Origin of the sequence: Massilia sp. BKSP1R2A-1, assembly GCF_050586525.1 — a bacterium.
In the GTDB taxonomy this organism is placed as follows: Bacteria; Pseudomonadota; Gammaproteobacteria; order Burkholderiales; family Burkholderiaceae_D; genus Telluria.
In genome coordinates this window covers 315,842-341,716 of record NZ_JBOBRE010000003.1, presented here as the reverse complement: position 1 = coordinate 341,716, position 25,875 = coordinate 315,842, and the positions used below count along the sequence as shown (strand labels likewise).

At 67.5% G+C, this 25,875-nt stretch carries 21 protein-coding genes and 3 tRNA genes; 13 read left to right on the top strand and 11 right to left on the bottom strand.

What is annotated here, in order from left to right:
* Positions 1–47 precede the first annotated feature (47 nt).
* The 3 genes from ACQ7JA_RS07185 to ACQ7JA_RS07175 all read left to right on the top strand — a co-directional run bounded on the left by ACQ7JA_RS07185 (position 48) and on the right by ACQ7JA_RS07175 (position 1,145).
* Positions 48–123, top strand: a tRNA-Asn gene (locus ACQ7JA_RS07185).
* Between the two features lie 120 nt (positions 124–243).
* Positions 244–1,002: an alpha/beta fold hydrolase gene (locus ACQ7JA_RS07180; RefSeq protein ID WP_430896019.1), complete on the top strand. Its 759-nt coding sequence runs from the start codon at positions 244–246 to the stop codon at positions 1,000–1,002.
* A gap of 67 nt (positions 1,003–1,069) precedes the next feature.
* Positions 1,070–1,145, top strand: a tRNA-Asn gene (locus ACQ7JA_RS07175).
* A 150-nt stretch (positions 1,146–1,295) separates the two neighbouring features.
* On the opposite strand, the gene ACQ7JA_RS07170 is transcribed toward ACQ7JA_RS07175, so the two are convergent.
* The 3 genes from ACQ7JA_RS07170 to purT all read right to left on the bottom strand — a co-directional run bounded on the left by ACQ7JA_RS07170 (position 1,296) and on the right by purT (position 5,879).
* Positions 1,296–2,447, bottom strand: coding sequence for a PepSY-associated TM helix domain-containing protein (locus ACQ7JA_RS07170; RefSeq protein ID WP_430896017.1), 1,152 nt, complete (start codon positions 2,445–2,447; stop codon positions 1,296–1,298).
* A gap of 13 nt (positions 2,448–2,460) precedes the next feature.
* On the bottom strand, positions 2,461–4,572 hold the full coding sequence (locus ACQ7JA_RS07165) for a TonB-dependent siderophore receptor (protein ID WP_430896015.1): 2,112 nt from the start codon (positions 4,570–4,572) through the stop codon (positions 2,461–2,463).
* Positions 4,573–4,670: 98 nt separating this feature from the next.
* Positions 4,671–5,879 carry a formate-dependent phosphoribosylglycinamide formyltransferase gene (gene purT / locus ACQ7JA_RS07160; RefSeq protein WP_430896013.1) on the bottom strand — a complete coding sequence of 403 codons (1,209 nt, stop codon included), beginning with the start codon at positions 5,877–5,879 and terminating at the stop codon, positions 4,671–4,673.
* A gap of 124 nt (positions 5,880–6,003) precedes the next feature.
* Here purT and ACQ7JA_RS07155 point away from each other — a divergent pair.
* A tRNA-Asn gene (locus tag ACQ7JA_RS07155) sits at positions 6,004–6,079 on the top strand.
* Positions 6,080–6,117: 38 nt separating this feature from the next.
* On the opposite strand, the gene ACQ7JA_RS07150 is transcribed toward ACQ7JA_RS07155, so the two are convergent.
* From ACQ7JA_RS07150 to ACQ7JA_RS07140, 3 genes are read right to left on the bottom strand one after another with little or no spacing between them, the layout of a single operon-like run.
* The gene (locus tag ACQ7JA_RS07150; RefSeq protein WP_430896011.1) at positions 6,118–7,638 is read right to left on the bottom strand and encodes an amidase; all 1,521 of its coding nucleotides are present in this window, start codon (positions 7,636–7,638) and stop codon (positions 6,118–6,120) included.
* A gap of 52 nt (positions 7,639–7,690) precedes the next feature.
* On the bottom strand, positions 7,691–7,936 hold the full coding sequence (locus ACQ7JA_RS07145; RefSeq protein WP_430896009.1) for a DUF6691 family protein: 246 nt from the start codon (positions 7,934–7,936) through the stop codon (positions 7,691–7,693).
* A gap of 20 nt (positions 7,937–7,956) precedes the next feature.
* Positions 7,957–8,292 (bottom strand): hypothetical protein, encoded by a 336-nt coding sequence (locus tag ACQ7JA_RS07140; RefSeq protein ID WP_430896007.1) that lies wholly within the window; start codon positions 8,290–8,292, stop codon positions 7,957–7,959.
* A 155-nt stretch (positions 8,293–8,447) separates the two neighbouring features.
* Between ACQ7JA_RS07140 and ACQ7JA_RS07135 the strand changes: the two genes are divergently transcribed.
* Positions 8,448–10,094: a response regulator gene (locus tag ACQ7JA_RS07135; protein WP_430896005.1), complete on the top strand. Its 1,647-nt coding sequence runs from the start codon at positions 8,448–8,450 to the stop codon at positions 10,092–10,094.
* Here the strand turns inward: ACQ7JA_RS07135 and ACQ7JA_RS07130 are convergent.
* Positions 10,076–10,531, bottom strand: a complete 456-nt coding sequence (locus ACQ7JA_RS07130) for a response regulator (protein WP_430896003.1) — start codon at positions 10,529–10,531, stop codon at positions 10,076–10,078. The genes ACQ7JA_RS07135 and ACQ7JA_RS07130 overlap by 19 nt on opposite strands.
* 8 nt (positions 10,532–10,539) lie before the next feature.
* Positions 10,540–12,789 (bottom strand): ATP-binding protein, encoded by a 2,250-nt coding sequence (locus ACQ7JA_RS07125; protein WP_430896001.1) that lies wholly within the window; start codon positions 12,787–12,789, stop codon positions 10,540–10,542.
* A 182-nt stretch (positions 12,790–12,971) separates the two neighbouring features.
* On the opposite strand from ACQ7JA_RS07125, the gene ACQ7JA_RS07120 reads away from it, so the two are divergent.
* On the top strand, positions 12,972–14,876 hold the full coding sequence (locus ACQ7JA_RS07120) for a PAS domain S-box protein (protein ID WP_430895999.1): 1,905 nt from the start codon (positions 12,972–12,974) through the stop codon (positions 14,874–14,876).
* A gap of 17 nt (positions 14,877–14,893) precedes the next feature.
* Here the strand turns inward: ACQ7JA_RS07120 and ACQ7JA_RS07115 are convergent, their stop codons facing one another.
* Both ACQ7JA_RS07115 and ACQ7JA_RS07110 read right to left on the bottom strand, forming a co-directional pair.
* Positions 14,894–16,081 carry an esterase/lipase family protein gene (locus tag ACQ7JA_RS07115; RefSeq protein WP_430895997.1) on the bottom strand — a complete coding sequence of 396 codons (1,188 nt, stop codon included), beginning with the start codon at positions 16,079–16,081 and terminating at the stop codon, positions 14,894–14,896.
* Positions 16,082–16,210: 129 nt separating this feature from the next.
* Positions 16,211–16,963, bottom strand: a complete 753-nt coding sequence (locus tag ACQ7JA_RS07110) for a TOBE domain-containing protein (protein WP_430895995.1) — start codon at positions 16,961–16,963, stop codon at positions 16,211–16,213.
* A gap of 108 nt (positions 16,964–17,071) precedes the next feature.
* Here ACQ7JA_RS07110 and modA point away from each other — a divergent pair, with 108 nt between their 5' ends.
* From modA to modC, 3 genes are read left to right on the top strand one after another with little or no spacing between them, the layout of a single operon-like run.
* Entirely contained in the window at positions 17,072–17,809 is a 738-nt protein-coding gene (gene modA, locus ACQ7JA_RS07105) for a molybdate ABC transporter substrate-binding protein (RefSeq protein WP_430895993.1), read from the top strand.
* Between the two features lie 3 nt (positions 17,810–17,812).
* Positions 17,813–18,496 (top strand): molybdate ABC transporter permease subunit, encoded by a 684-nt coding sequence (gene modB, locus ACQ7JA_RS07100; RefSeq protein WP_430895991.1) that lies wholly within the window; start codon positions 17,813–17,815, stop codon positions 18,494–18,496.
* Positions 18,493–19,575, top strand: coding sequence for a molybdenum ABC transporter ATP-binding protein (gene modC, locus ACQ7JA_RS07095; RefSeq protein WP_430895989.1), 1,083 nt, complete (start codon positions 18,493–18,495; stop codon positions 19,573–19,575). Before modB ends, modC begins: the two co-directional genes overlap by 4 nt.
* 57 nt (positions 19,576–19,632) lie before the next feature.
* Here the strand turns inward: modC and ACQ7JA_RS07090 are convergent, their stop codons facing one another.
* A complete protein-coding gene (locus tag ACQ7JA_RS07090) occupies positions 19,633–20,886 on the bottom strand; it encodes a dienelactone hydrolase family protein (protein ID WP_430895987.1) in 1,254 nt (417 codons plus the stop codon).
* Between the two features lie 232 nt (positions 20,887–21,118).
* Between ACQ7JA_RS07090 and ACQ7JA_RS07085 the strand changes: the two genes are divergently transcribed.
* The 4 genes from ACQ7JA_RS07085 to ACQ7JA_RS07070 are packed head-to-tail and all read left to right on the top strand — an operon-like array spanning position 21,119 to position 25,861.
* The gene (locus ACQ7JA_RS07085) at positions 21,119–22,789 is read left to right on the top strand and encodes an MFS transporter (protein WP_430895985.1); all 1,671 of its coding nucleotides are present in this window, start codon (positions 21,119–21,121) and stop codon (positions 22,787–22,789) included.
* A gap of 5 nt (positions 22,790–22,794) precedes the next feature.
* Positions 22,795–23,880 (top strand): HlyD family secretion protein, encoded by a 1,086-nt coding sequence (locus ACQ7JA_RS07080; protein ID WP_430895983.1) that lies wholly within the window; start codon positions 22,795–22,797, stop codon positions 23,878–23,880.
* Entirely contained in the window at positions 23,877–25,247 is a 1,371-nt protein-coding gene (locus tag ACQ7JA_RS07075) for an efflux transporter outer membrane subunit (protein ID WP_430895981.1), read from the top strand. Before ACQ7JA_RS07080 ends, ACQ7JA_RS07075 begins: the two co-directional genes overlap by 4 nt.
* Entirely contained in the window at positions 25,244–25,861 is a 618-nt protein-coding gene (locus tag ACQ7JA_RS07070) for a tRNA-uridine aminocarboxypropyltransferase (RefSeq protein ID WP_430895979.1), read from the top strand. Before ACQ7JA_RS07075 ends, ACQ7JA_RS07070 begins: the two co-directional genes overlap by 4 nt.
* The last annotated feature ends 14 nt before the right edge of the window (positions 25,862–25,875 follow it).

The following is a 25,875-nucleotide window of genomic DNA, read 5'->3' as shown; positions in this document are numbered from 1 at the left end:
TCGAATTTGACAGCATGTCACTGCAAACATATAATGCTGTCATCAATTCCCTGATAGCTCAGTCGGTAGAGCGACGGACTGTTAATCCGCAGGTCCCTGGTTCGAGTCCAGGTCGGGGAGCCAGAATTCCGGAAGGCCACATCGCAAGATGTGGCCTTTTTGTTTTTGCTTCGCCGTTTGAGGGTTGCCTGTTGACGTGCACAGCTAGTACGCTGGCAACATCGTTCTCATCAGGGCAGCATAGTGAAGCATTTACCAAAGAGCAGAAGCATCGCCGTCGGCGGCCAGGTGCTGCGTTTCTCGCTGTCCGGCCAGGGCAGCCCGACCATCGTGATGATCAATGGCGCCGGCGGGCCGCTGGAAGGCTGGCACAAGCTGTATCCCGAGATCGCGGCGCTGGGCGCCGTGGTGAGCTACGACCGGCCGGGCGTGGGCGCGAGTCCGCGTCCCAAGGAGGCGCAGCTGGGCACCACCGTCGTGATGCAGCTGCGCGGCCTGCTGCGCGAGATCGGCGCCAGGCCGCCATTCCTGCTGGTCGCGCATTCCTTCGGCGGCTTGCATGCGAACCTGTTTGCGCGCGTGTATCCGGAGGATACCTGCGGCGTGCTCTTCCTCGAGGCGACTGCGCCTGATGACGTGATCAATCTGAAGCAGTACCGCTCGGCCATGCAGCGCGCGGTGGCAGGACTGCTGGACCGCGTGTCGCCGCCGGATCCGAATGACGAGATCAGCAACGAGGAGGAGACCGTGGCCGAGATCGCGGAGGCGCCGGCGTTCCCGCCGATTCCTGTGACCGTGCTGTCGGGTGGCAAGCGGCTGCCGAGCTGGATGGTATCGACCGCATCGGTCGAGGAGCGGGCGCGCAACCAGGAGGGGCTGGCGAAGCTCTCGCCGCTGGGCCAGCGAGTGATCGCACCGCGCAGTGCGCACTTTCCGCAGATGACCGAGCCGCAACTGGTGCTGGATGAGCTGAAGAAGCTCATCGCGCGTGTGCCGAAATAGAAATATTGCTTTTCGCTAGCTCAGGTATTCGCGAAATTGAAAAGCGCTGCTATAATACGGCCTCTAATCCCTGATAGCTCAGTCGGTAGAGCGACGGACTGTTAATCCGCAGGTCCCTGGTTCGAGTCCAGGTCGGGGAGCCAGAATACAGAAGGCCGCATCGTGAGATGCGGCCTTTTTCGTTGTGGGTGCCAAAAGGCGGCCTTGAAATTTGAAGAGTGCACGTACGGAATCGTCGTTCCGGCGTGGGCCGGAACGACGTTGGGTGAGGCTGGGGGTAATGCAGGCGGTGACTATTCCGTTACCGATGCTGTTGCCGGCACTGGATTGCCTTGTAACGACGCCAGCTTCTGCTCCGCCGTCACATTCCTCCGCTTCCACCACAGCACCAGTCCGCTCCACAGCACCACGATGCTGAGCACATCCAGCAGCGCCCACAGCAGCTTGAGCGCCATCCCGCCGTAGTCGCCGAAGTGCAGCGGCTGCGACAGCATCAGCGTCGACACATACCAGGGCATCTCGCCGCTCGCCACCACCTGCGCCGTGCGCGCATCGATCACCGCGATCGACAGCAGTTTCGAGGTCATCGGCGTGTTCCCGTTCATGAACGCCACGAAATGCTGCGGCGTCGCGAAACCGTTCCCCGGATAGGCCATGAAGCTGAGCGACTTGTCCGGATGCGCCTGCCGCGCCGCCTTCATGGCCGCATCCGCCGACACGAAGCCGGTCACCGGCGGCACGTCGCGGTAGGGCGCCGCCAGCGCCGCCAGTTCGGTCGCCTGCCAGGCCGCGAAGATCGGCCGGTTCAGCGCATTGATGGTGCCGGTGATGCCCACCACCAGCAGCCACACCAGCGTCACCATGCCGAGCAGGTTGTGCTGGTCCAGCCATTTCAGGCGCACCGCGCGGTCGCGCCGCACGGTCCCGAAGCGCAGCTTCTTCATGTAGGGGCCGTACACATAGATGCCCGACACGATCGAGGCGCCCAGCAGCAGGCCGGTGAAGCCGAGGAAGAGGGTGCCGCCCAGGCCGAGGTACATGTCGGTATGCAGGCGCAGCATCAGGTCCATGAAGCCCTGGCCCAGCGGGTACTCGCTCAAGAATTCGCCGGTGCGCGCGTCATAGGTGTAGAAGGCGGTGAGGCCTTCGGAATCCACCTTCTCGGCCATGCGCACGTAGACGAGTTCCGGCTCGTCGGCCTCGGCCACCAGAAACTGCGGCACGTCCTGCGGCCGGCGCTTCTGCGCATCGGCGACGATGGCGTCGATGCTGGCGGGCGCGCTCGGCTCCGCGGCGAGCTTGGGCGGCTCGACGCTGGCGCCGGTGAGGTGCGCGATCTCGTGCGAGAAGATCAGGGGCAGGCCGGTCACGCACAGCATCAGGAGGAACAGCGTGGAGACCAGGCTGGTCCACTTGTGGACGAGGTACCAGGCGCGGAAGCTCATGGCGGGACTCCGGTCAGAACGCCGCGTGCAGGGTCAGCTCGACGCTGCGCTCCGCGCCCATCCAGCAGTTCTGCGCGCTGTGGCAGGCGCCGACGTAGCGCTTGTCGCCCAGGTTGCTGGCGGTGAGGCCCACGCGCCAGGTCCTGTTCAGGCGATACATGGCGGCCGCGTCGTACACGGTGTACGAAGGGACGATGGCGCTGTTGGCCGCGTCCATCTGGCTCTCGCCCACGTGGCGCACGCCGGCGTTCAGGCTCAGCGCGTCGACCGGCGCGTAGTTCAGCCACAGCGAGGCCTGCTTGTCGGCGACCCACACCGGGGTCTTGCCGATCAGGGATGGATCGAGCTCGTTTTTTGTGACTTCCATATCGAGCTTGGTCAGGCCGAGCGTGAAGTCGATCTGGTCGGTGAGCGCCTGGTTCCACGACAGCTCCGCGCCGCGCGAACGCACTTCGCCGTTCTGCGTGTACTGGTTGAAGGTCGGCGTGTTCACGACGACGTTCTGCTTGCGGATGTCGAAGACCGCCGCCGTCAGCTGGGTACCGCTGTCCGGCGACTTGTACTTGATGCCGCCTTCGATCTGCTTCGCCGTGGTCGGCTTGAAGGCTTCGCCGGTGACCGTATCGACGCCCGACGTCGGCTCGAAGGAAGTCGAGTAGTTGATGTAGGGCGCCAGGCCATTGCCGATCTGGTAGATCGCCGCGATGCGGTCGCTGGTCTTGCGCTGGACGATGGCGGTGGAGCTGGTCGATGGGAAGCCGTCATAGCTCGAGGCATTGTCGTCGAGACTGCGGTAGCGGTCGCGGCGCAGGCCGCCGATCAGGGTCAGGGCGCCCACGCGCACCTCGTCCTGCAGGTAGAAGCCCAGCTGCGACTGGCGGATCGCGTGGCGCTCGGTGTAGAAGCCGAACGGCAGGCGGGACACGTCGAACAGATCGTGGTTCGGTGCGCCCAGGTCGATCGTCGGCGTGCCGGTGCCGAGGGTGTCGCCATAGCCGACGCGGGTGCGCAGCTTCTGGTAGTCGATGCCTGCCAGGATGCGGTGCGCGAAGGCGCCCGTGTTCACGCGCCATGCCAGCTGGTTGTCGACCACCCAGCCGTTCATCTTTTCGTCCGTGAAGTAGGCGGAGCGGGTAAGGGTGCGGTTGTCTGGCAGCAGGCCGCGGTTATAGGTGTTCTTCTGGTATCCGTCGGCCTTCGTGTAGCGGAAGTTCTGCAGGAAGCTCACGCTGTCGTTGAAGGCGTGTTCGAACTTCCAGCCCGCCATCGTGACTTCGCGCTCCATGCCGGACCAGTTGGCGTCGCCGGCGAAGGTGTCGGACGGCAGGAGGCCGTAGGGCGCGCGTTGGAGGGTGCCGAGCGCCGGCAGCGGCGTCGACGGGATCAGGGCCGGATCGTTCTGGTAGTAGAGGTTCAGGTTCAGGCGCGTGGACGGGCTGATGCGCCAGGTGAGCGAGGGGTTGAGCAGGCGGCGCTCTTCCTCGGTCGTGACCTGCTGTCCGTCGCGTTCGCGCGCGAGGGCGACCACGCGGTAGTCGACGTCGCGTGACAGCGGGCCGGTGCTGTCGACGGCCAGCTCGCGCAGGGCATTGGTGCCGATACGGGCGCGCAGGTTCGTCTCCTGCTTCGAACGTGGCTGCTTGGCGGTCTGGTTGACCATGCCGCCCGGCGGCGCCGAGCCATACAGTACCGAGACCGGGCCTTTCAGGATCTCGACGCTCTCGGTGGCGAAGGCGTCCACCTGCGGCACCAGGTTCCACAGGGTGTCGTACTGCAGCGGCAGGCCGTCGTAGTAGTTGCGGTAGCTCTCGAAGCCGCGGATCGTGTACTGGTCGAAGATCGTTACCGTCGGGCGGCTCTCCGGCGTCACGCCGGGCACGTAGCGCAGCGCCTCGTTGACGCTGTCGGCCTGGCGGCTGCTCAGCAGTTCGTTGTCGTAGACCTCGTAGCTCATCGGCGACTCGAGCGGCTTCAGGTCCGACTTGGTGCCGGTGGTGCGGTAGCCGGTGGCGGTCACGACGACCTGCGCGGTATCAAGGGAATCCTGGGCGTTGGCGAGAGGAGGAAGGGTAGAGAGCACGAGCAGGCCCAGCAGGCTACGTCGCAGGACGATAAAGGTCGACATGATTTCTTTTTATTAATACGAATGATAATGAGAACTATTATCAATTCGTATTGAGCCCGTGTCAACCCGGCAGGGCGGCGAGGCCGCCCCTGTCCGGGTTAACGGATGACCGGTTTTACGCGCGATGCCGCTTCCAGCGCACGTTGGCGCGCCGTGTCGGCGTCGACCGCCGTTGCCAGCGCCACGCCCATGCGGCGGCGCGCGAAGGACTCCGGCTTGCCGAACAGGCGCAGCTCGGCGCCCGGCACGCGTAGCGCATCGGCCACGCCTTCGAAGGCGATGCCGGCAGCTTCATGCTGGCCATAGATCACGGCCGAGGCGCCGGGGGCGCGCAGCGAGACGTCGACCGGCAGGCCGAGGATGGCCTTGGCGTGCAGCTCGAACTCGCTCTGCACCTGGCTCGCCATCGTCACCATGCCGGTGTCGTGCGGGCGCGGGCTCACTTCCGAGAACCACACCATGTCGCCCTTCACGAACAGCTCGACGCCGAACACGCCGCAGCCGCCCAGGTTGGCCGTGACCTTGCCGGCGATGTCGCGCGCGCTCGCCAGGGCGGCCGCGCTCATCGGGTGCGGCTGCCAGGATTCGACGTAGTCGCCCTGCACCTGCTTGTGGCCGATCGGATCGCAGAAGCTGGTTTCGATCTGTCCGTTCGCGTCGAGGGAACGCACGGTCAGCAGGGTGATCTCGTAGTCGAAGTCGATGAAGCCTTCCGCGATCACGCGTCCGGCGTCGACCCGGCTGCCGCTGGCCGCATATTCCCAGGCCTGCGCCACCTCGCTGGCCGCGTCGAGCTTGGACTGGCCCTTGCCGGATGAGGACATCACCGGCTTGACCACGCAGGGGAATCCGACTTCGGCGCAGGCTTGCCGCAGTTCTTCCAGGCTGCTGGCGAAGCGGTAGGGCGAGGTTGGCAGGCCGAGTTCCTCGGCGGCCAGGCGGCGGATGCCTTCGCGGTTCATGGTCAAGAGGGCGGCGCGCGCGGTCGGGATGCAGGTGATGCGGCCGGCTTCTTCCAGCGCGACCAGGGTCTCGGTGGCGATGGCCTCGATCTCGGGCACCACCAGGTCGGGCTTCTCGAGCGCGATCAGGGCGGCCAGCGCCTCGCCGTTGGTCATGTCGATCACGTGGGCGCGGTGCGCGACCTGGTGACCGGGGGCGTTCGGATAGCGGTCGACCGCGATGGTTTCCACACCCAGGCGCTGCAGGGCGATGATCACTTCCTTGCCCAGCTCACCCGAGCCGAGCAGCATGACTTTGGTAGCGGAAGGGGAGAGGGGCGTGCCGAGAGTGCGTGCGGTCGTCATGGGAATTACAGGTGATTGGAGGAGGTGCGAACTATAGCAAAGCGTCATCGATGGCGCTGGCTGGCGGCTGTTTATGCGCAGCACTGGTCAAATCCGGAATGGGCCGCTATAATGCGGCCTCCTTTCCCTGATAGCTCAGTCGGTAGAGCGACGGACTGTTAATCCGCAGGTCCCTGGTTCGAGTCCAGGTCGGGGAGCCAGAATACGAAGGGCCGCGTGAGAACGCGGCCCTTTTTGCTTACGCCTCTGCCGCGGCGATGATTGCTTTGCGCGTCATCGCCGGCAGCCGATCGAACCACGGCTGCGCCTCCTCCAGCTGCCGCGCCAGCTGCAGCAGCCTGTCCTCCGCCCCGAACTTCGCCACGAACTGCACGCCCAGCGGCAGCCCGTCCTGTGTCCAGTGCAGGGGCACCGACATCGACGGCGTCCCCGTCAGATTCGACAGCTGCGTGAACGGCACATAGCGCAGGTTGTCGCGCGCGATTTGCTCGACCGTGCTGTCGAGCAGTCCAAGCCGCGCCAGCAGGCCGAGCATGCCGCTGCGCTGCAGGAATCCCAGCACCGCCTGCTGCGCCGCCGGCAAATCTCCGGTTCCGTGGCGTACGGGCGGATGCGCCAGCGTCGGCGTGAGCAGCATGTCGTAGCGCTGGTGGAAACGGCCCAGCGCCCGCGCGAAGGTGTTCCACTGCGCCAGCTGGGTGGTGAGCGCCGGCGCCTTGAGCGCGCCGCCGAGCGTCATCAGCAGACGCGTCATCAGTTCCGGTTCACCGCCGCTGGCACCCGCCGCCTTCATGCGCGCGACCAGGGACGGCACCTGGCCGAAGTAGACGTGCAGGTAGCTGGTCGCGAGCGCCGCGCCGTCGATCTCGGGCGCCGCTTCCTCGACCTCGTGCCCCAGCTTGCGCAGCAGTTCGGCCGCGTGCCGTACCGCCGCCACCGCCTCCGGATGCACGTCGGTGCCGATCGGCGATGCGCTCGTAAAACCGATGCGCAGCCGGCCGGGATCGCGGCGCACCAGCTCCGCATAAGGCGCCGCGGGCGGCGCGATCACGAAAGGATCGCCCGGCTCGGCGCCCTGCAGCACATCGAGCGCCAGCGCCGAATCGCGCACGCTGCGCGAGAGCACGCCTTCGCTCGAGGCGCCGAACCAGACTTCGCCGACATCCGGCCCGGCAGACACCCGCCCGCGCGAAGGCCGCAGGCCGAACAGGCCGCAGCAGGCGGCGGGAATGCGGATCGAGCCGCCGCCATCGTTCCCGGCCGCCATTGGCACGATGCCCGCCGCCACGGCCGCCGCCGCGCCGCCGCTCGAGCCGCCCGGCGTGTGCGCGAGGTTCCAGGGGTTGTTCGTGCGGCCGAAGAGTTCGGGGTCGGTCACGCCCTTGAGCGCGAACTCCGGCAGGTTGGTCTTGCCGAAGACGACGAGGCCGGCGTCGAGATAACGCCGTACCACGCTGGCGTGCCCGGTCGGCACGTGCTTGCGCATCGCGCGGCTGGCGTTGGTGGTGGGCAGGCCGGCATAGTCCTGCAAGGTGTCTTTCAGCAGGAAGGGCACGCCCGCGAAGGGACCGGGTACTGGCCTTTGCAACTGCCGGCGCGCCTGCTCTTCCATCAGCCGCACCACGGCGTTCACCTGGCCGTGCACCTGCGCCTGGCGCGCCAGCGCCGTGTCGAGCAATTCGTGCGGGCTGACCTCGCCGCGGGCGACGAGGGCGGCGAGGGAGGTGGCGTCGTGGTCCAGGTAGTCGTTGAAGTGCATGGCAAGCCTCTTGTTGAAGGTGCCATGATGAGAGCCCGGCGCGGCGGGCTTGTCAAGGTGGCGGCCGGCGCCGCTCGAAGAATTCGAACAGGGCCATGCCGCCGACCATCGCCGCCACCAACAGCAGGGGCTTGATCCCACCCCAGCCCAGGGAGGCGAGGGCGGGCCCGGGGCAATAGCCGGCCAGGCCCCAGCCGGCGCCGAACACCAGGCTGCCGAGACCAGCAGGGCGCCGCCCATCACGGTGTGGATCGGCCAGGCCGGCCAGCACCAGTAGCGGGTAGCGGGTAGCCGGCATCGCCGCCCACCGCGGGAAAGCTAGCGGAATTTCTTCTTGTTCGCCGTGTAGGTGCGGGTGTAGAAGTCGGATGGCTTCTTCGCCACCCATTCGATGAAATTGCGGATGTCCTCGTGGGCGCGCAACGCTTCCCATGTGTGATAGGCCTGCAGCAGCTCGCGTTCGGTGAGGGCCGAGTGGATCTTGCGGTGGCAGATCTTGTGGATCGGGAACTGCTCCTTGCCCTTGAACGTCTTCGGAATCAGGTGATGGCGGTCGATGTTGATCGTGCCTAGCACCCGGCCGCACAAGGGGCAGGGCGCGTCGGCCACGGGATCGGCCGGCGGGCGGATGGGAAGAGGCTGGCGCTTGGGCATACGGCAAAGATGGTGCCAGATCCCGCAACTTGCAAGGCGTTTGTCAATACAGACGCGCACAACTGGATCGTCAATTGTGTTAAAAACCGCACATTGTAGTAGAATCAATGCTTACCCAATTGCAAGATCGTGTCGTCCAACGATCCCTCGCCGCAATGATTGATGATCGCCCAGACTGCTCCGTTCTCCTCATCGACGACGAGCCCTTTTCGCAGGACATTATCGCGCACGGGCTGACGGGTTGTGTCAGCCATAACCTGTGCTATGAGTCGAATCCGGTTCGCGCGGTCCAGGTGGCGCGCGAGGTGCGTGCGACGGTAGTGCTGGTCGACCTGCGCATGCCCGACCTCGATGGTTTCGAAGTCACCGCCCGCCTGCGCGCCCACCCGGATACTGAAGACATCCCCGTCATCGTCCTGTCTTCCGAAGACGACCCCGAGATCAAGGCGCGCGCCTTCGCCGTGGGCGCCAACGATTACCTGGTCAAGTGGCCCGACCCGCGCGAGCTGGTGGCGCGCGTGCGCTACCACAGCGGCGCCTGCAATGCGCGGCGCCAGCGCGATAGCGCTTTCGCGTCGCTGCGCGTGAGCCAGGAGCAGCTTGCGGCCAGCCAGTCGGCCCTGCACCAGGCCCAGAAGATGGAAGCGATCGGCCAGCTCACCGGCGGCGTGGCCCACGACTTCAACAACGTCCTGCAGATCATCGGCGGCAACCTGCAGCTGCTGAAACTCGTCGGCAACCTGAACGACGGCGCGAAAGCGCGCGTGGAGATGGCGCTCACCGGCGTCGAGCGCGGCGCCAAGCTGGCCGCCCACCTGCTGGCCTTCGCGCGGCGCCAGCCGCTGCAGTCGGTGGTGGTCGATCCCGGCCACCTGCTGCGCGACATGGACGACATGATGCGCCGCGTGCTGGGCCCGAGCGCGCGCGTGGTCACCGAGATCGATCCCGATCTCGGCAGCACCATGGTCGACCCCAACCAGCTCAACAACGTGCTGCTGAACCTGGCCATCAATGCGCGCGACGCCATGGCCGGCAGCGGCACTTTGACCATCCGCGCCATGAATGCCGGCCCCGATCTGCCGCTCGACGTGGCGCCGGGCGAGTACGTGATGCTGGAAGTGGCCGACACCGGCAGGGGGATGCCGAAGGAAGTCCTGCAGCGCGCCTTCGAGCCCTTCTTCACCACCAAGCCGGTCGGGCAGGGCACGGGCCTGGGCCTGTCGATGGCCTATGGTTTCGTGAAGCAGTCCGGCGGCGAGATCGTCCTGACGAGCGAAGTCGGGCGCGGCACCAGCGTGCGCATCTATCTGCCACGCAGCGACGCGGCGCCCAGCCCGGTGGAGGCGGTGCACAGCGCCCAGCTCACCGGCGGCCTGGAAACCATCCTGGTGGTCGAGGACGAGGAACACGTGCGCGAGTCGACCGCCGGCATCCTGTCGGCGCTGGGCTACGACGTGATCGAAGCGGAGCATGCCGCGCAGGCGGTGGAGATCATCGAGAGCGGCCGCCATATCGACCTGGTGTTCACCGACGTGATCATGCCGGGGCCGGTCAGCAGCCTGCAGCTGGGAGAGATCATCGCCGAGCGGCTGCCGGGCACGCAGATCCTGTACACCTCGGGGTATGCGGAAGGGGTGCTGGTCCATGAGGGGAAGCTGGACGCCACCCTGCACCTGCTGCAGAAGCCCTATCATCCGGAGGCGCTGGCGGCGCGGATCCGCCACCTGCTGCGCCGCCGCGAGCGCCCCCATGGCGCCGGCGCGGGCGTGAAATCAGGCAGGACTCATTTCGGCTTGACGTAGCGGCGCGAGCCCGGCGGCGGTTCGTTCAGGACCGCCCAGAAGACGCCAAGGTCGGCGATAGCACGCAGGAATTCTCCAAAGTCGACCGGCTTGACCACGTAGGCATTCACGCCCAGCTCGTAGCTGCGCACCACGTCCTGCTCTTCTTTCGACGAGGTCAGCATGCAGACCGGCATGCTCTTGAGGCTCTCGGTATTGCGGATTTCTCGCAGGACTTCCAATCCGTCCACTTTGGGCAGCTTCAGATCGAGCAACACGACCGCCGGGTTGCCGACGACGCGGTCCTTGTGTTCGCCACGGCGGTGCAGGTAGTCGAGTGCTTCCGCGCCATCGCGCGCAATCACGACTTCATTGGCTAGCTGGCTTTTCGACAGGGCGATGAGTGTGAGCTCGAGATCGTGTGGATTGTCTTCGACGAGCAGGATGGGCTTGAGCATCGTATGCCTCAATTAGGGTGTTTCGGAAAGCTGAAGGAGAAGGTCGCGCCTTCTCCCTGGACGGACGTGGCCCAGACGCGGCCGTTGTGGCGCTCGACGATGCGGCGCACATTGGCCAGGCCGATGCCGGTGCCCTGGAAATCTTCCATGCGGTGCAGGCGCTGGAACACGCCGAACAGCTTGTGGACGTACTCCATATTGAAGCCGGCGCCGTTGTCGGCGACGTGGAACACGAACTCGTTGCCCACTTCTTCCGAGGTGATCGTGATGACGGCCGGGTCGCGCTGGCTGGTGAACTTGACCGCGTTCGACAGCAGGTTGAACACCGCCAGGTGCACGAAGGTCGGGTCGGCCCAGATGGTGGGCAGGGGCTCGATGTGCCAGTCGACGTTGCGCTGGCCGATCTCCATGCCGAGCTTGTCGATGCAGGCCGCGACCAGGTCGTTCATGTCGACCTGCGTCGGGCGCAGCGCGGCGCGGCCCATCTGCGAGAAGGACAGCAGGTCGTCGACCAGCTTGCCCGCCAGGCGAGCCGATTCCTTGATGTTCTTGAGGAAGCGCTGGCGCCGCTCCGGGTCTTCCCCGCCGGCCGATTCGATCAGGAGGTCGGAGAATCCGACGATGTGGCGCAGGGGCGCGCGCAGGTCGTGCGAGACCGAGTAGGAGAACGCTTCGAGTTCCTTGTTGGCGCGGCCCAGTTCTTCGGCCAGTTCGGCCATCTGCTCGGCGCGCTCCAGGGCGATGCCGAGCAGGGCGCTGCGGAACTCGATGGTGAGTTCGATCTCGGCCACGTGCCAGGGCAGGCTGCGGCCGTGGATGGTTTCGCGCCAGGCGTCGAATGAGAGGCGCGGCGTGAGCTGGGCGGGGTCGTTCGCGGACGCCTGCTTGCCGTGCGGATTGCCGGCCCACTCGATGGTCTGCACCACCTCCGGCCGGAACCACAGCAGGTAGTGTTTGTGGATGCGCGAGATCGGCAGCGCCATCAGGCCGCTGGCGTTGCGCACCATGTCGACGCCAGCCGGATAGAGCGCTTTCAAGTGGTCGGTGTGGAATATCTCGGCGTGTCCCTGCACGGCCAGCCAGTCGACCAAGTCACGGATGGCCGGCTCGTCGGGCGTGTCGCCATAGGTCAGCACGCGCTCGTCGACCACGATGGCGACCCCGCCGGCGCGCCCGAAGCGCAGCAGCTCGGGGAACACGCCGCTCATGTTTTCGATGAAATCGGCGCCCTTGGTCAGGTGGCCGAGCATCTCGACCATGATGCGGCGCACTTCCAGCCGGAACTGCAGCTCGGTGGCATCCTCGCGCGACTCGATGCACAGGGCCAGGATCTGGCCCAGCTGCTCGCAGGCGGTGCGCTTCTCGACCGGCACCGGGCAGGGCGCGGCGTTGTGGCAGGAGATCAGGCCCCAGAGCTGGCCCTTGACGATCAGCGAGACCGACATCGAGGCCAGCGTGCCCATATTGCGCATGTACTGCAGGTGCACCGGCGAGACGCTGCGCAGGGCCGCGAAGGACAGGTCGTTGCGGGCGCCGCTGATCGGATTGAGCTCGGGCAGCAGGGGAGCGGGCGTGTAGTTGGCGTCCTGGATCACCCGGATCGGCGACAGCGCGTACAGGGCGCGCGCCTGGGCCGGGACGTCGCTGGCCGGGAAATGCTGGCCCAGGTAGGACTCGTAGCCGCTCTCCTTCGACTCTGCCAGTACTTTTCCGTGGCCGTCATTGTCGAACTGGTAGACCAGCACGCGGCCGTAGCCGGTGACGGCGCGCACGTGGCGCGCGGCCAGTTCGGACAAGGCGGTGATCGAGGCCGAACCGTTCACCTTGAGCAGGAAGTCGCCGATCAGCGGATACAGGTGGCGGAAGTCGGCGGCGCCGGGACGGTTCACGCCCTCGCACTCGAGGATCACCAGGCCGTCCCAGGCATGCGCCAGCACGTCGAAGTGGGCGCCGTTGTCGAGCGTGATGGTGCCGATGTAGGCGGGGCGCGAGGCCAGGGGCTTGTCTTCGAGCTCCGGCGCCAGGCGCGCCATGGACGCCTCGCCAAGGATGCGCGCGAGCGGCATGCCGATCGCTTCCTTCGCCGGGATGCCGGTCCAATGGTCCAGATTGGCGCTTGCCTGCTGCACCACCATACCCTGGCCCGGCGCCGCGGACAGGGTCAGCATGAAGCCATGCGGCTGGATGCTGCCCGGCGTGCGGATCGGCTCGTTCGCACAATGGGTCAGGTCGAGGAGGTCGGTGGGGGCCTGTGTCATATTGCTAACTGAAAGGCGATGAAAAGATACAATTCAGCATTGTAACGTCAAATTCGGCACTTCAACCGGATGAGTGGCTGATTTTCCAATATTGGCTTGTCTGTACAAGCGAAGCGCGCGGTATTGCTGAGCGGCCCTATGATACGATCCTTCGGTACCTGACCCGCCAATGTCCAAGGCTCATGAATTCGCCTCATCCCGTCACGCCACCGCTAACCGACGAGCAACGCTTTCAATATTTGGTCGCCGGCATCAGCGACTATGCGATCTACATGCTCGACCCCGCCGGCCATGTGAAGAGCTGGAATGCGGGTGCACAGCGCTTCAAGGGCTACCTGCCGCAGGAAATCCTGTTCCAGCATTTCTCGCGTTTCTACACCCCGGAAGACCAGGAGGGCGGCTTGCCGGCGCGCGCCCTGGCCCAGGCCCTCGAGCACGGCAAGTTCGAAGCCGAAGGCTGGCGCATACGCAAGGACGGCAGCCGCTTCTGGGCGCACGTGGTGATCGATCCGATCTACGACGAGCACCGCAACCACCTGGGCTTCGCCAAGATCACCCGCGACGTCACGGCGCGCAAGCAGGCCGAGGACGCGCTGCGCGAGAGCGAGCAGCGTTTCCGCCTGCTGGTGCAGGGCGTGACCGACTATGCGATCTACATGCTCTCGGCCGAGGGCGTGGTATCGAACTGGAACGTCGGCGCCGAACGTATCAAAGGCTACAGCTACGACGAAATCGTCGGCAGCCATTTCTCGCGCTTCTACACGGACGAAGACCGTGAAGGCGGCTTGCCGCTGCGCGCGCTGGCTGCCGCGCGGCGCGACGGCCGCTACGAGTCCGAAGGCTGGCGCATGCGCAAGGACGGCACGCGCTTCTGGGCCCACGTCATCATCGACGCCATCCACGGCGACGACGGCCAGCTGCTGGGCTTCGCCAAGATCACGCGCGATCTCACCGAAAAGAAGCAGGCCGAGGAGGCGCTGGAGCAGGCGCAGCGCGCGCTGTTCCAGTCGCAGAAGATGGAATCGATCGGCCAGCTCACCGGCGGCATCGCGCACGACTTCAACAACCTGCTGTCGGTACTGGCCAGCGGCATCGAGGTGCTGACCATGACCCGGCCTGGGGCGGATGCCAAGACCCTGGACAGCATGCGCCGCGCCATCGACCGCGGCGCCACGCTCACCCAGCAGCTGCTCGCCTTCGCCCGCCAGCAGCCGCTGCAGCCGGAAACGCGCAGCATCAACCGCATCATCTCCGGTTTCGAGTCGGTGCTGCGGCGCGCCGGGCATTCCGGCATCGCGTTCGAACTGAACCTCGACCCGCAGGCCGGCAGCGCGGTGGTGGATACGGCGCGCTTCGAGTCGGCGCTGCTGAACCTCGTGGTGAACGCGCGCGACGCCATGCCGGACGGCGGCCAGCTGACGCTCGGCACGGCGCCGGTCGGGCTGCGCGAAGGCGAGGTCACGGGCCTGGCGCCGGGGCCCTATGTCTGCATCTCGGTCACCGACACCGGCAGCGGCATGAGCGAGGAGACCGTGCAGCGCGCCTTCGAGCCCTTCTACACGACCAAGGAAACCGGCAAGGGCACGGGCCTGGGCCTGTCGCAGGTCTACGGCTTCATCAAGCAGTCGGGCGGCGAAGTGGTCATCCGGAGCACGCTGGGCGAGGGTACATCGATCACCATCTACCTGCCTGCCGTGAACAACGAAGAGCGCGAAGCGGCGCACGGCGACACCGAGACGGTGCTGATCGTGGAAGACGAGCCGGACCTGCTGGACGTGGCCTCGGCCCTGTTCCTGAGCATGGGCTACGACGTGATGACGGCGGCCAGCGGCCAGGATGCCATGAACGTGCTGGCCAGCCGCGATGTCGACATCCTGTTCACCGACATCGTCATGCCGAACGGCCCGAACGGCATCGAGCTGGCCGAGTTCACGCGCGAGAACTACCCGAACATCAAGGTGATGCTTGCCTCGGGCTACCCGCAGCCGGCGCTCAAGCTGGACCAGAGCCGGCTGGGGGAGTACACCTTCGTCAGCAAGCCGTATCGACTGTCCGACCTGGCGCGGGGGCTGCGCAGCGTGCATTGAACAGACCCGGCAGCGGCTCAGAGCGCGAAGATGATGTCGCTGATTCGTTCGTAAAGCGGATTGGCCGACGGCCCCGGGTTCGGCCAGTTCAGGATGTCGAAATGGTCGTAGCCCTGTTGATTCCCCAGGAAGTTCCAGCAGCCTTTCACCGACTTGCCGTCGAAGTCCCGCACCGGATGCCCGGCGGGTGAGCGCATGCTCACGGTATTGACCACCCCGTCGTTGGGAAACCAGTCGCTGTCGATGCGCACCCGGCCCGCGGCCTGCTGGGTGTAGCCGCCCAGGCCGCGCTGCAGGGCCGAGGGCACGATCCATTCGCCCGCCATGGGCTTGAAGGCCGGGATCATGTCGAGCCGCGGGTACTGGTGATAGGTGGTCTGGATGGGAGCGATCACGCGGTCGGTCGCATTGCAGCACCAGGCGCCAGCCTCGGTCGCGACCGTTCCCACCGAATACCAGTAGATATGCGGCGAGGTGCGCGCCCAGGCATTGAATTCGCGCGCACCGTCGGGCGACAGCTCCCATTTGGCCCAGCGGTTCTTGAGCACGTCGCCGAGCGGCGTCTGCAGGCCAGGGGTCACGTTGAGCACGGCGTCGGCGAAGGTGGTGCCGTTGTGCGGCGCCGAGATGGTCGTCACGCTGCGTACCCAGCCGACCTTGCCGCCCTTGAACAGTTCGTGGCCGCCTTCGTCGTCGGGCGAGCCGTGTTCGAGCAGTTGGACCAGGGCGCGGATCGTGGTGCCGCCCTGGCTGTGGCCGATGAAGTGGACCGGGTGGGCGGCGTCCCAGGCCGGGTAGAGGGCGAGCGGGTAGTTTTCGGGATTGTTCTTCGGGTCGGCGGCCCAGCACTTGCCGCTTGGCGTCTGCTGTTGCCCCGGCAGGCCGCGCTTCCTCACGTGGGCGGCGCCGTAGTCGACACAGCCGCCCTTGATCTGGGCGTAGAGGTCGGCCGCGCGGTTCCAGTTGGAGCTGACCGGGCCCACCACGGCCGCGAACACGGTGCGCGGGCCGCGGTAGACCTGCATGTGCGAGGCGATGTCGCCGTAGCCGCCCCAGTAGGTGAAGCCGCTGTGCTCGAAGGTGTCGGGGCCGAAGCCGAGGAAGCCGTGGACCAGGATGACGGGATCGTTGTTCGCCGCGGCAGCCGGCACGCTCATGCCGAGCGCCAGCAGCGCGGCCATGCAGGCGTGGAGGATGCGAACCATGTGCTTCTCCAAAATGGGCTCGATGCCATTGTCGGAGCTGAAAGCCGGATGCGGTTTGCGCTGTGTCGCATAGCCTGGCGGCTGGGCGGCTTCACGCACAGAAACAGTGCGTCGGAGGCTTGACAGAGGCTAGGACAGCACGCCGATCACGACACTGGACTCGTCGACCGAGGCCATGCCCATGCGCCCGGCGCGCAGCGCGGCGCCCGCAGCGCCGAAGCCCACCAGTTGTACGCCGCTCGCCAGGCGCAGCGTGGCTTCGCCGCCTGACGCCGAACGGCCGGCGCGAACGATCTCCCCGCTGAGCACATTGGCCGGCTCCGCGCTGTCGATGTGCTGTGCGATCCTGACCGCCGTGGCCTTGCACAGGGCCAGCACCTCCATGCCCGGCGCCAGGCCGAGCAGCTGCACGCTCTCGCGCGTGATGCGCGCGTGCAGGGCGCTGCCCTCGGCCAGCAGCAGTTGCACACGCATCTGTCCCCGGTGCTGCCTGACCGTGCCGACCGTGCAGGGGAACTGGTTGCGCATGCTGGTGCGCAGCGCGAGCGCGGCGCGGCCGCTGGCGTCGCCGTGCTTGACGCTGTCGAGGATGCGGCGGCGGGCCCTGGCCATGTCGTCCGCCGCCTCGAGCACGCGCTGCCCGGCCGCCGTGAGCGTCGCGCCGCCTCCGCCGCTGCCGCCCACCGCCTTCTCGACCAGCGGCGTGCCGGCCAGGTTGGCCAGCGTCTCCAGCGCCTGCCAGGCCGCCTTGTAGCTCACCCCTGCGGCGCGCGCCGCTTCGGAGATGGAGCCGGCCTGTCCCACGCGGCGCAGGATGTCGATGCGCTTGTCGACGGCCTGGAAACCGAGGACCTCGTCCAGGGGGAGGGTTTGCTTGTTCATCCTGCCATGGTAGCAGGGCGGGATGGCATGCGCTATTCCACTAGTGAATAGCGAGCCGCCACTTGTGCTAGAGTTGCGCTATTCCCGATCCGAATAGCGAGGCCGACAATGAAACAGTGGTGCATGCTGGCCGCGGGCCTGGCGATCTGCTTTGGTGTACGGGCGGGCGAAGTGCAGGTGGCTGTCGCCGCCAATTTCACCGCGCCCATGGAAAAGCTGGCGCCGATGTTCGCGGCGGACACCGGCCATAAGGCGGTGCTCTCCTTCGGCTCGACCGGCAAGTTCTATGCGCAGATCAAACATGGTGCGCCGTTCGAAGTGCTGCTGGCGGCCGACGACGAGACCCCTGCGAGACTCGAGCGCGAAGGGCAGGGCGGCAGCCGCTTCACCTATGCGGTGGGCAGGCTGGCGCTGTGGAGCAGGCAGGCCGGCTTCGTCGATGCGCAGGGCGAGGTCCTGAAGCGTGGACGCTTCGACCGGGTCGCGGTTGCCGACCCCAAGCTCGCGCCCTACGGCGCCGCTGCCATCGACACCATGAGGAAGCTCGGCCTCCTGGACACGCTGCGTCCGAAACTGGTCCTGGGGGAGAACATCGCCCAGGCCTGGCAGTTCGCCGCGACCGGCAACGCGGCGCTGGGCTTCGTCGCGCTGTCCCAGGTCTATGCCGACGGCAAGCTGAAGGAAGGCTCGGCCTGGATCGTGCCGGCCTCGATGCATGCGCCGATCCGCCAGGATGCCATCCTGCTCGGCAAGGGCAAGGACAATGCGGCGGCGATCGCGCTGATGCAGTACCTGCAGAGCAGCAAGGCCAAGGCGGTGATCCGCAGCTTCGGCTACGAGATCTGACCGATGCCGATCGAGAAAGAGGCCTGGCAGGCCATCTGGCTGACCGTCGAGCTGGCGACGTCCACCACGCTGCTCCTGCTGCTGCTCGCCACCCCGCTGGCCTGGTGGCTGGCCAGCACCCGCTCGCGCTGGCGCCTGCCGGTCTCCGCGCTGGTGACGATGCCGCTGGTGCTGCCGCCGTCGGTGCTGGGCTTTTACCTGCTGGTGGCCATGGGCCCCGACGGGCCGCTCGGCAGGTTCACGCAGGCGCTCGGCCTGGGCGTGCTCTCGTTTACCTTCACCGGGCTGCTGGTCGGCTCGATCGTCTACTCGCTGCCCTTCGCCGTCCAGCCCATGCAGCATGCTTTCGAGGCGATGGGACCGCGCCCGATGGAGGTGGCGGCCACCTTGCGCGCCTCGCCCCTGAGCGCCTTCTTCACCGTCGCGCTGCCGCAGGCGCGTACCGGCATCATCACCGCCGCCGTCCTGAGCTTCGCGCACACGGTCGGCGAATTCGGCGTGGTCCTCATGATCGGCGGGAACATCCCGGGCGCGACGCGCGTGGTGTCCACCCAGATCTATGGCTATGTGGAGGCGATGGAATACGCCTCCGCGCACTGGCTGGCCGGCGGCATGCTGCTGTTCAGCTTCGTGGTCCTGCTGGTATTGGCCAGCCTGCGCCGCAGCGATACGCGGGTGCTGCCTTGACGCATGCGCTGCAAATCCGCCTGCAACTGCCGCGCGCCGACTTCCTGCTGGACGTCGACCTGCGCCTGCCGGGCAGCGGCATCACGGTGCTGTTCGGGCCTTCGGGTTCCGGCAAGACCAGCATCCTGCGCTGTGTCGCCGGACTGGAGAAGGCGCGCGAGGCACGCGTCGTGGTGGGCGAGGAAACCTGGCAGGACGATGCCGCGCGCGTGTTCGTGCCGACGCATCGGCGCGCGCTCGGCTACGTGTTCCAGGAGGCCAGCCTGTTCGCCCACCTCGACGTGCGGGGCAACCTCGACTTCGGCCGGAAGCGCAGCCCGTCGCCGGAGGCGGCGCGCACCTTGGCGGATGCCATCGAACTGCTCGGCATCGGCCACCTGCTCGGCCGGCAGGTGGCCCAGCTGTCCGGCGGCGAGCGCCAGCGCGTGGCGATCGCGCGCGCCCTGGCCACGATGCCGCGCCTGCTGCTGCTGGACGAGCCGCTGGCCGCGCTCGACGCCGCGCGCAGGCAGGAAATCCTGCCGTGGCTGGAGAAGATGCACCTCGAGCTCAAGCTCCCCATGCTCTACGTGACGCATTCCGCCGACGAGCTGGCGCGGCTCGCCGACCACGTCGTCATGCTCGAACAGGGGAAGGTGAAGGCAGCGGGGGCGGTGGACGAGGTGCTGCTGTCGCTCGGTGATGCTGCAGCTTTCGCAGAAGACGCGGGCGCGCTGGTGCATGGCATGGTCGCCGAGCGCAGCGCGGAGTGGCAGCTGATCCGGGTGGACTTCAACGGGGGCGCGCTATGGCTGCGCGACAGCGGCATCAAGGTGGGAAGCGCGGTGCGGCTGCGGATCCTGGCGCGCGACGTCAGCTTGAGCTCGCGTGAGCCGGCGGATACCAGCATCCAGAATCACTTCCCCTGCGCGGTGGAGTCGATCGCGGTGGACCGCCATCCTTCGCAGGTGCTGCTCAGGCTGAAGTGCGGGGAGACGGTGCTGCTGGCGCGGATCACGCGGCGGGCCTTGTTCGATCTGAAGCTCGAGCAGGGGAGCCGGGCGTGGGCCCAGGTGAAATCGGTGGCCCTGGTGTCGTAGGGTGGACGGCGAAGCCGCCTCTCGTGGCCCGGTCCACCCTACAAAGTCGCCAGCGCGTCAGTTCGTGGCCTTGTTGCTACCGATCGAGGTCGTCGGCACCGAGTTCTCCGCATCCACCTTCGGCGCAGGCGTCCTTGACGCCGTCACCGCAGCTTCCGCCGCCTGGTCGAGGTCACCCGTCCACACCACGTAGTCGTCCACCGAATACAGGCGGCAGGGCTCGGTGCTCTTCGCGGTGCAGGTGGCGAGGGCGCGGCCGTCCGGGTCTTCGCCTTCCTCGGCCCAGGTCCAGGCGCCGCTCGGCGAGACCGCGAAGGCGCGCGGGGTCATCTTGCCCAGGTATTCCTGGTAGGCGCGGCGGCCGTTCTCGGACAGGAAGGGCACGGCCTCGACGTCGTCCACCTTCGCGTAATCGGTGCGGGCCGGGGTCGGAGGCGGCGGCACGTCGTGGATCACCTTGGTCGGCATGCCGATCTGCTGCAGGAAGGCCATGGTGTCGTTCAGCCAGACCTTCTCGCCGTCGCGGCTGGCCAGCATGCCGTGCGAATCGCGCTTGAAGGCCGGGAATTCGACCAGCTTGCCGCGGCCGCCCGCGCCCTCGAAGGCGGCGTGCATGCGCTGCGCCAGCTCGGGGCCGAACAGGGAATCGTTCTCTCCATACATCCACAGAGTCGGCAGCTTCGCCTTGGTGCCGTAGTCGGCAAAGGCGGTCACTAGGGCCGAGCGCCAGGCGCAGCGGTCGCTGTCGTCGCGCAGGCCGCCGGCGAAGTTGATCAGGCCGCGCACGCCGGGCAAGTCCTTCGTGCCGGCCGCGATGGTCGCCAGGCCGCCGTAGGACTGGCCGGCGATGACGATGTGGTTGCCGTCGACCCAGGGCTGCTTGCGCGCATAGGCGAGGGTGGAGAGGATGTCCTCGGCCTGGATGTAGCCGTTGGCCTTCATGTCGCAGCCGAAGTCGCGGTAGCGGCCGGTGGAGTTGGCGAAGCCCTGGCGCATCGGCACCATCACCGCATAGCCGCGTTTCACGAAGGCGGTGGCCATGTGGTAGAAGCGGTCGCGCGGCTGCAGGTTTGGCCGGCCGGGGTCCTTGCCGTGGTTGATGATGATCAGCGGGAAGGGGCCGGGGCCGTTCGGCTGGAACACGGTGGTCTCCAGCATGGCGCGCCCCTGCGGTCCGGCGGGCACCTGCTCGATGTGTTCGTTCATCCGATGGTCGAGTTGCAACTCCTGCTGGACGGCGACGCCGGGATACATGGCGGCGACGGCAAAGGCGGCGGCGAAGAGCTGGCGGAGCGTACGGCGTGGTTGCATGGCGACTCTGTCAAAACTGCGTGCCTGAACAGTTCTGGAACAATTTCCGTGAGGCACAAATTGATTCTAGGTATGCTGAATCGACAGAGCAATATCGGTTTTGGCAATTCCGAAGGTAAATTTTCGTGGCGTGTCAAGGTGACCACATCTTGAACGCCTGCGAGTCGTGCCAGCGTGCTTTTTCTTGTGCGGTTATCATGCGAAGGTGACAACAACAGGAGGGAGTGGCCGGATGAGCAAGTACGCGCCGCGCGCCTGGGCGCCGGATGAAAAGCCGATGCTCCCTGGCTCGCCGTCGACGCCCGCCCATCCGACGCCGCTGCGCTTTGCCTACCTGTTCGTGGGCATCCTGATCACGGTCACCGGCGGCCTTGGCAATGCGCTGGTCTCGGTCAACCTCGTCAACCTGCAGGGCACGCTGGGCGCCTATTCCACCGAAACCGCCTGGCTGCCGGCCGCCTACGTCATGGCGAACGCCTCGATGAACCTGCTGCTGGTGAAGTTCCGCCAGCAGTTCGGCCTGCGCCTGTTCACCGAATTCTTCCTGGTGCTCTACGCGCTGGTCACCTTCGCCCACCTGTTCGTGAACGACCTCGGCTCGGCCATCGCGGTGCGCGCCGCCCACGGCATGCTGGCGGCGGCGATCTCGCCGCTCGGCCTGTACTACGTGCTGCAGGCCTTCAAGAAGCAATGGCGCCTGCGCGGCGTGGCCCTGGCGCTCGGCACGGCCCAGCTGGCGCTGCCGCTGGCCTATCTCTTTTCCGGCGACCTGCTGCAGATCGCCGAGTGGCGCGGTCTGTACATGTTCGAGCTGGGCCTGGCCCTGGTCTCGCTGGGCGCGGTGCTGATGCTCAAGCTGCCGCCGGGCGACCGCTTCAAGGCCTTCCGGCCGATGGACTTCGTCACCTTCGCCCTGTTCGCGCCCGGCATGGCGCTGCTCTGCGCGGCCTTGAGCTTCGGACGCGTGCTGTGGTGGTTCGAGCAGCCCTGGATCGGCGTCGCCCTCGCCGGCGCCATCGTGCTGCTGGCGGCCGCCTTCTGCGTGGAGCACAACCGCGCCAACCCGCTGCTGAACATCCGCTTCTTCACGAGCGCCAACATCGTGCGCCTTGCCGTGTCGATGGTCCTGGTGCGCATCGTGCTGTCGGAGCAGAGCGTGGGCGCGGTCGGCTTCCTGCGCTCCGTGGGCCTGGACAATACCCAGATGCAGACCCTGTACGGCATCGTGCTGTGCGCCACGGTGGCCGGCATCGTGGTCTCCGCGCTGACCGTCAACGTGAATCACCTGATGGCGCCGCAGGTCATCTCGCTGGTGCTGATGGCGATCGGCGCCTGGATCGACGCCCACGCCACCAACCAGACCCGCCCCGAGCAGATGTACCTGAGCCAGAGCCTGCTCGCCTTCGGCGGCACCCTGTTCCTGGGCCCGTTGGTGATTTCCCTGATCGGCACCGTGATCGCCAACCCGGCCAACCTGATCAGCTTCTCGGTGCTGTTCGGCCTGACCCAGAACCTGGGCGGCCTGCTGGGCTCCTCGCTGGTCGGCACCTTCCAGGTGCTGCGCGAGAAATACCATTCCTCGATCATCACCGAGCACCTCAGCAGCCTCGATCCGCTGGTCGCGAACCGCATCCAGGCCGGCGCCGCCGCCGTCGGCCAGCTGGTCGCCGACCCGGCCGCGCGCACCCGCCAGGGCGCGGCATCGCTGGCGGCCAGCGCCACGCGCGAAGCCAACATCCTGGCCTATAACGACGTCTTCCTCGTGCTGGCGGCGATCGCCGCCGCCAGCGCGCTCTGGATCTTCCTGCACGCCGTCTGGCTGCAGTACTTCGCCGCGCCCAAGCCCGTACCCGCCGCGCCCGCGCCGGGCGCGCCACCACCACCCGAACCCGTCACCGATTGAGCACCATGCCAGACCAGACTCCATCCCCGGCCAGCAAACGTTCGCGCCGCATTCTCGTCAGCGCCGCCCTCTTCGGCGCCATCGCCCTTGCCGGCGTCCTGGTCGTGCTCTACGCCTGGAAGCTGCCGCCGTTTCGCACTACCTTGCAGGCCACCGAGAACGCACTCGTGCGCGGCCAGGTGACCATCATCAGTCCCCAGCTGAGCGGCTACGTGGTCGAGGTGCTGGTGCAGGACTTCCAGCAGGTGAAGCAGGGCGAGCTCCTGATCCGCATCGACGACCGCATTCCGACCCAGCGCCTGGAGCAGGCGCGCGCCGAGCTGGCGAACCGCCGCGCGGCGCTCGAGAACTTCGCGCAGACGAATCGCAGCGCCCAGGCCACCATCGAGCAGAACCGGGCGACGCTGGCCAGCGCCGAAGCGCTGGCGCGCCGCACGGCCCTCGACCTGCGCCGCGTGGAGGAGCTGGCCGCCGACGGTTCGCTGTCCGCGCGCGAACGCGACGCCGCCCGCGCGGCCAATGCCCAGGCGGTCGCAAGCCGCGACCAGGCGCGCGCCACGCTGGAGATCGCGCGCACCAACCTGCGTTCGGTGGGCGTGAACCGCGCCTCGCTCGAGGCGGCGGTTGCGAATGCCGAAGCCCAGGTGCGCCTGGCCGAGATCGACCTGTCGAACACCCGCATCCTGGCGCCGCGCGACGGCCAGCTGGGGCAGGTGACGGTGCGCCAGGGGGCCTTCGTGAATGCCGGCGCCCAGCTGACGGCCCTGGTGCCGGCCCAGCTCTGGATTATCGCGAACATGAAGGAAACGCAGATGGCGGACGTGCGCCTGGGCCAGCCGGTCAGCTTCACCGTCGACGCGCTGAACAATGCGACGCTGCGCGGCCACGTCGAACGCATCGCGCCGGCCACGGGTTCCGAATTCTCGGTGATCACGCCGGACAATGCGACCGGCAACTTCGTGAAGATCGCCCAGCGCATCCCGGTGCGTGTCAAGATCGACGCGAACCAGCCGCTGGCCCAGCGCCTGCGGCCGGGCATGTCGGTGGTGGCGACGATCGATACCGCCTCCGCAGGCAGGGAAGCGCGATGAGGGCGGCGCGGCTGCTTCCCCTGCTGCTGGTGGCGGGATGCGCGATGGCGCCGCATCCCAAGCCCGCGTCGACCCTGCAGGTCCCGGCTGTGTGGCGCACGGCGCCGGGAGGAGAGGGTGCGGTTGCGCGCGACTGGTGGCGCTCGTTCGGCGACCCGGCGCTCGACACGCTGGTGCGGCGTGCGCTCGACAATAACGGCGAGCTGCGCATCGCGCGCAGCCGGCTGGAGGAGTACCGGGCGCGCGTGCGTGTCGCGCAAAGCGCGAACCTGCCGGCCCTGAACCTGTCGTTCGGTCCGAGCCGCGCACGCGCCATCGGTCCGCTCGGCCAGCCGGTGGAGGTGACGTCGGTGGCCGGCTCGGTGCAGGCCTCCTATGAACTCGACCTGTTCGGCCGCATCGCGGCAACGCTCGATGCAGCCCGCTTCGAGGAGCTGTCGCAGGAAGCCGCCCTGGATGCGGCCGCGCTGTCCATCGTGTCGAATACGGCGTCCGGCTACTTCAACCTGCTCGGCCTGGACGCCCAGCTGGCGCTGGCGCGCGCGACCCTGGCCTCGCGCGAGCGCTCCTTCGCGCTGGCGCGCCACCAGTTCGAGGTCGGCTACAGCTCGCGCCTGGAGATGTCGCAGGCCGAGGCCGAGCTGCATGCGACGGCCGCGGTGGTGCCCCAGCTGGAACGCGCCATCGCCCAGCAGGAACAGGCATTGCGCCTGCTGGTGGGCGCCAGCCCCGGACCGGTGGCGCGCGGCGTTCCGCTGCTGGAGGTGCGCCTGCCGGCGCCCGCGCCGGGGCTGCCCTCGGAACTGCTGCGCCGCCGTCCCGACATCGCCCAGACCGAGCGGCAGGTCGCGGCCGCCGACGCCAGCCTGGCCGCTGCGCGCGACCAGCTGCTGCCGTCGATCCGCTTCAGCGCCTCGCTCGGCGCGCAGGGAGGAAGCGTCGCCCGCCTGCTGCGCGATCCGGTCGAGTTGTGGAGCGTGGGCGGCAGCGTGCTGGCGCCGATCTTCGACGGAGGGCGCCTGCGCGCCCAGGCCGACATCGCCGCCACCGTGCGCGACCGCGCCCTGTTCGCCTACGAGAACGCGGTGCGCGCCGGCTTTGCCGAGACCGAGAATGCGCTGGCCGGCATCGATGGCCTGCGGCGCCAGCTGTTCGAAGCCGAGGCGCGCAGCCGGGCCGCGAACGAGGTGCTGCGGGTGGCGCGCAACCGCTACGCCAACGGCTACGCTTCCTACCTCGAAGAGCTGGACGCCCAGCGCACCGCCTTCAGCGCCGAGACCAATGTCCTGCAGCTGCGCGCCAGCCTGCTCGCGGCCCACGTCGACCTGTACCGCGCCCTGGGCGGCGGCTGGACGCCGGCGCCATGAGCGAAGCGATCGTGAAACGGGCGCGCTGCGCGCTGTGCCTGCGGGCGGCCTCGGGCTGCATCTGCCGGTGGATCAGGCCGCTCGACTCCGAGGCGGCCCTGCTGGTGCTGCAGCATCCGCTGGAGGTCGGCAACGCCAAGAACAGTGCGCGCCTGCTGCACCTGTGCGTGGACGGCAGCGCGCTGGCGGTGGGCGAGGCGTTTGATCCGCCCGAACTGGAGGCGCTGCTGCATGCGGATGGGCGCACGCCCGTGCTGCTGTATCCGGAGACCCCGGGAGATGCCGCCTTGCCCGCGCCGCCGCCCTTGGCCTTGACGCCGGCGCGCGCGCTGCGCCTGGTGGTGCTGGACGCCACCTGGCGCAAGAGCCGCAAGATGCTTTACCTGAATCCGCTTCTGCAGCGGCTGCCGCGCCTGGCCCTGCTCGATGTGGCGCCGTCCGGCTACCGTATCCGCAAGGCTCACGCGCCGCACCAGCTCTCGTCGCTGGAAGCCGCCGCCCTGGCGCTGGGCCAGCTGGAGGGCAATGCGGAAAAGTTCCGCCCCCTGTTCGATGCCTTCGAGGGGTTTGTGGAACAGCAGGCCGCCTTCATGCCGCACGTGCGGCCCACTTGAATTCCGGATGGGAG

Excerpts from the sequence above, each read along its gene's own strand:
- ACQ7JA_RS07125 (WP_430896001.1), bottom strand. The coding sequence starts at position 12,789 with ATGACACAGGCCCCCACCGACCTCCTCGACCTGACCCATTGTGCGAAC.
- ACQ7JA_RS07075 (WP_430895981.1), top strand. The coding sequence starts at position 23,877 with ATGAGGGCGGCGCGGCTGCTTCCCCTGCTGCTGGTGGCGGGATGCGCG.
- modA (WP_430895993.1), top strand. The coding sequence starts at position 17,072 with ATGAAACAGTGGTGCATGCTGGCCGCGGGCCTGGCGATCTGCTTTGGT.
- ACQ7JA_RS07080 (WP_430895983.1), top strand. The coding sequence starts at position 22,795 with ATGCCAGACCAGACTCCATCCCCGGCCAGCAAACGTTCGCGCCGCATT.
- modB (WP_430895991.1), top strand. The coding sequence starts at position 17,813 with ATGCCGATCGAGAAAGAGGCCTGGCAGGCCATCTGGCTGACCGTCGAG.
- ACQ7JA_RS07070 (WP_430895979.1), top strand. The coding sequence starts at position 25,244 with ATGAGCGAAGCGATCGTGAAACGGGCGCGCTGCGCGCTGTGCCTGCGG.
- ACQ7JA_RS07120 (WP_430895999.1), top strand. The coding sequence starts at position 12,972 with ATGAATTCGCCTCATCCCGTCACGCCACCGCTAACCGACGAGCAACGC.
- ACQ7JA_RS07170 (WP_430896017.1), bottom strand. The coding sequence starts at position 2,447 with ATGAGCTTCCGCGCCTGGTACCTCGTCCACAAGTGGACCAGCCTGGTC.
- ACQ7JA_RS07165 (WP_430896015.1), bottom strand. The coding sequence starts at position 4,572 with ATGTCGACCTTTATCGTCCTGCGACGTAGCCTGCTGGGCCTGCTCGTG.
- ACQ7JA_RS07145 (WP_430896009.1), bottom strand. The coding sequence starts at position 7,936 with ATGCCGGCTACCCGCTACCCGCTACTGGTGCTGGCCGGCCTGGCCGAT.
- ACQ7JA_RS07115 (WP_430895997.1), bottom strand. The coding sequence starts at position 16,081 with ATGGTTCGCATCCTCCACGCCTGCATGGCCGCGCTGCTGGCGCTCGGC.
- ACQ7JA_RS07110 (WP_430895995.1), bottom strand. The coding sequence starts at position 16,963 with ATGAACAAGCAAACCCTCCCCCTGGACGAGGTCCTCGGTTTCCAGGCC.
- purT (WP_430896013.1), bottom strand. The coding sequence starts at position 5,879 with ATGACGACCGCACGCACTCTCGGCACGCCCCTCTCCCCTTCCGCTACC.
- ACQ7JA_RS07085 (WP_430895985.1), top strand. The coding sequence starts at position 21,119 with ATGAGCAAGTACGCGCCGCGCGCCTGGGCGCCGGATGAAAAGCCGATG.
- ACQ7JA_RS07135 (WP_430896005.1), top strand. The coding sequence starts at position 8,448 with ATGATTGATGATCGCCCAGACTGCTCCGTTCTCCTCATCGACGACGAG.
- ACQ7JA_RS07150 (WP_430896011.1), bottom strand. The coding sequence starts at position 7,638 with ATGCACTTCAACGACTACCTGGACCACGACGCCACCTCCCTCGCCGCC.
- ACQ7JA_RS07090 (WP_430895987.1), bottom strand. The coding sequence starts at position 20,886 with ATGCAACCACGCCGTACGCTCCGCCAGCTCTTCGCCGCCGCCTTTGCC.
- ACQ7JA_RS07130 (WP_430896003.1), bottom strand. The coding sequence starts at position 10,531 with ATGCTCAAGCCCATCCTGCTCGTCGAAGACAATCCACACGATCTCGAG.
- ACQ7JA_RS07140 (WP_430896007.1), bottom strand. The coding sequence starts at position 8,292 with ATGCCCAAGCGCCAGCCTCTTCCCATCCGCCCGCCGGCCGATCCCGTG.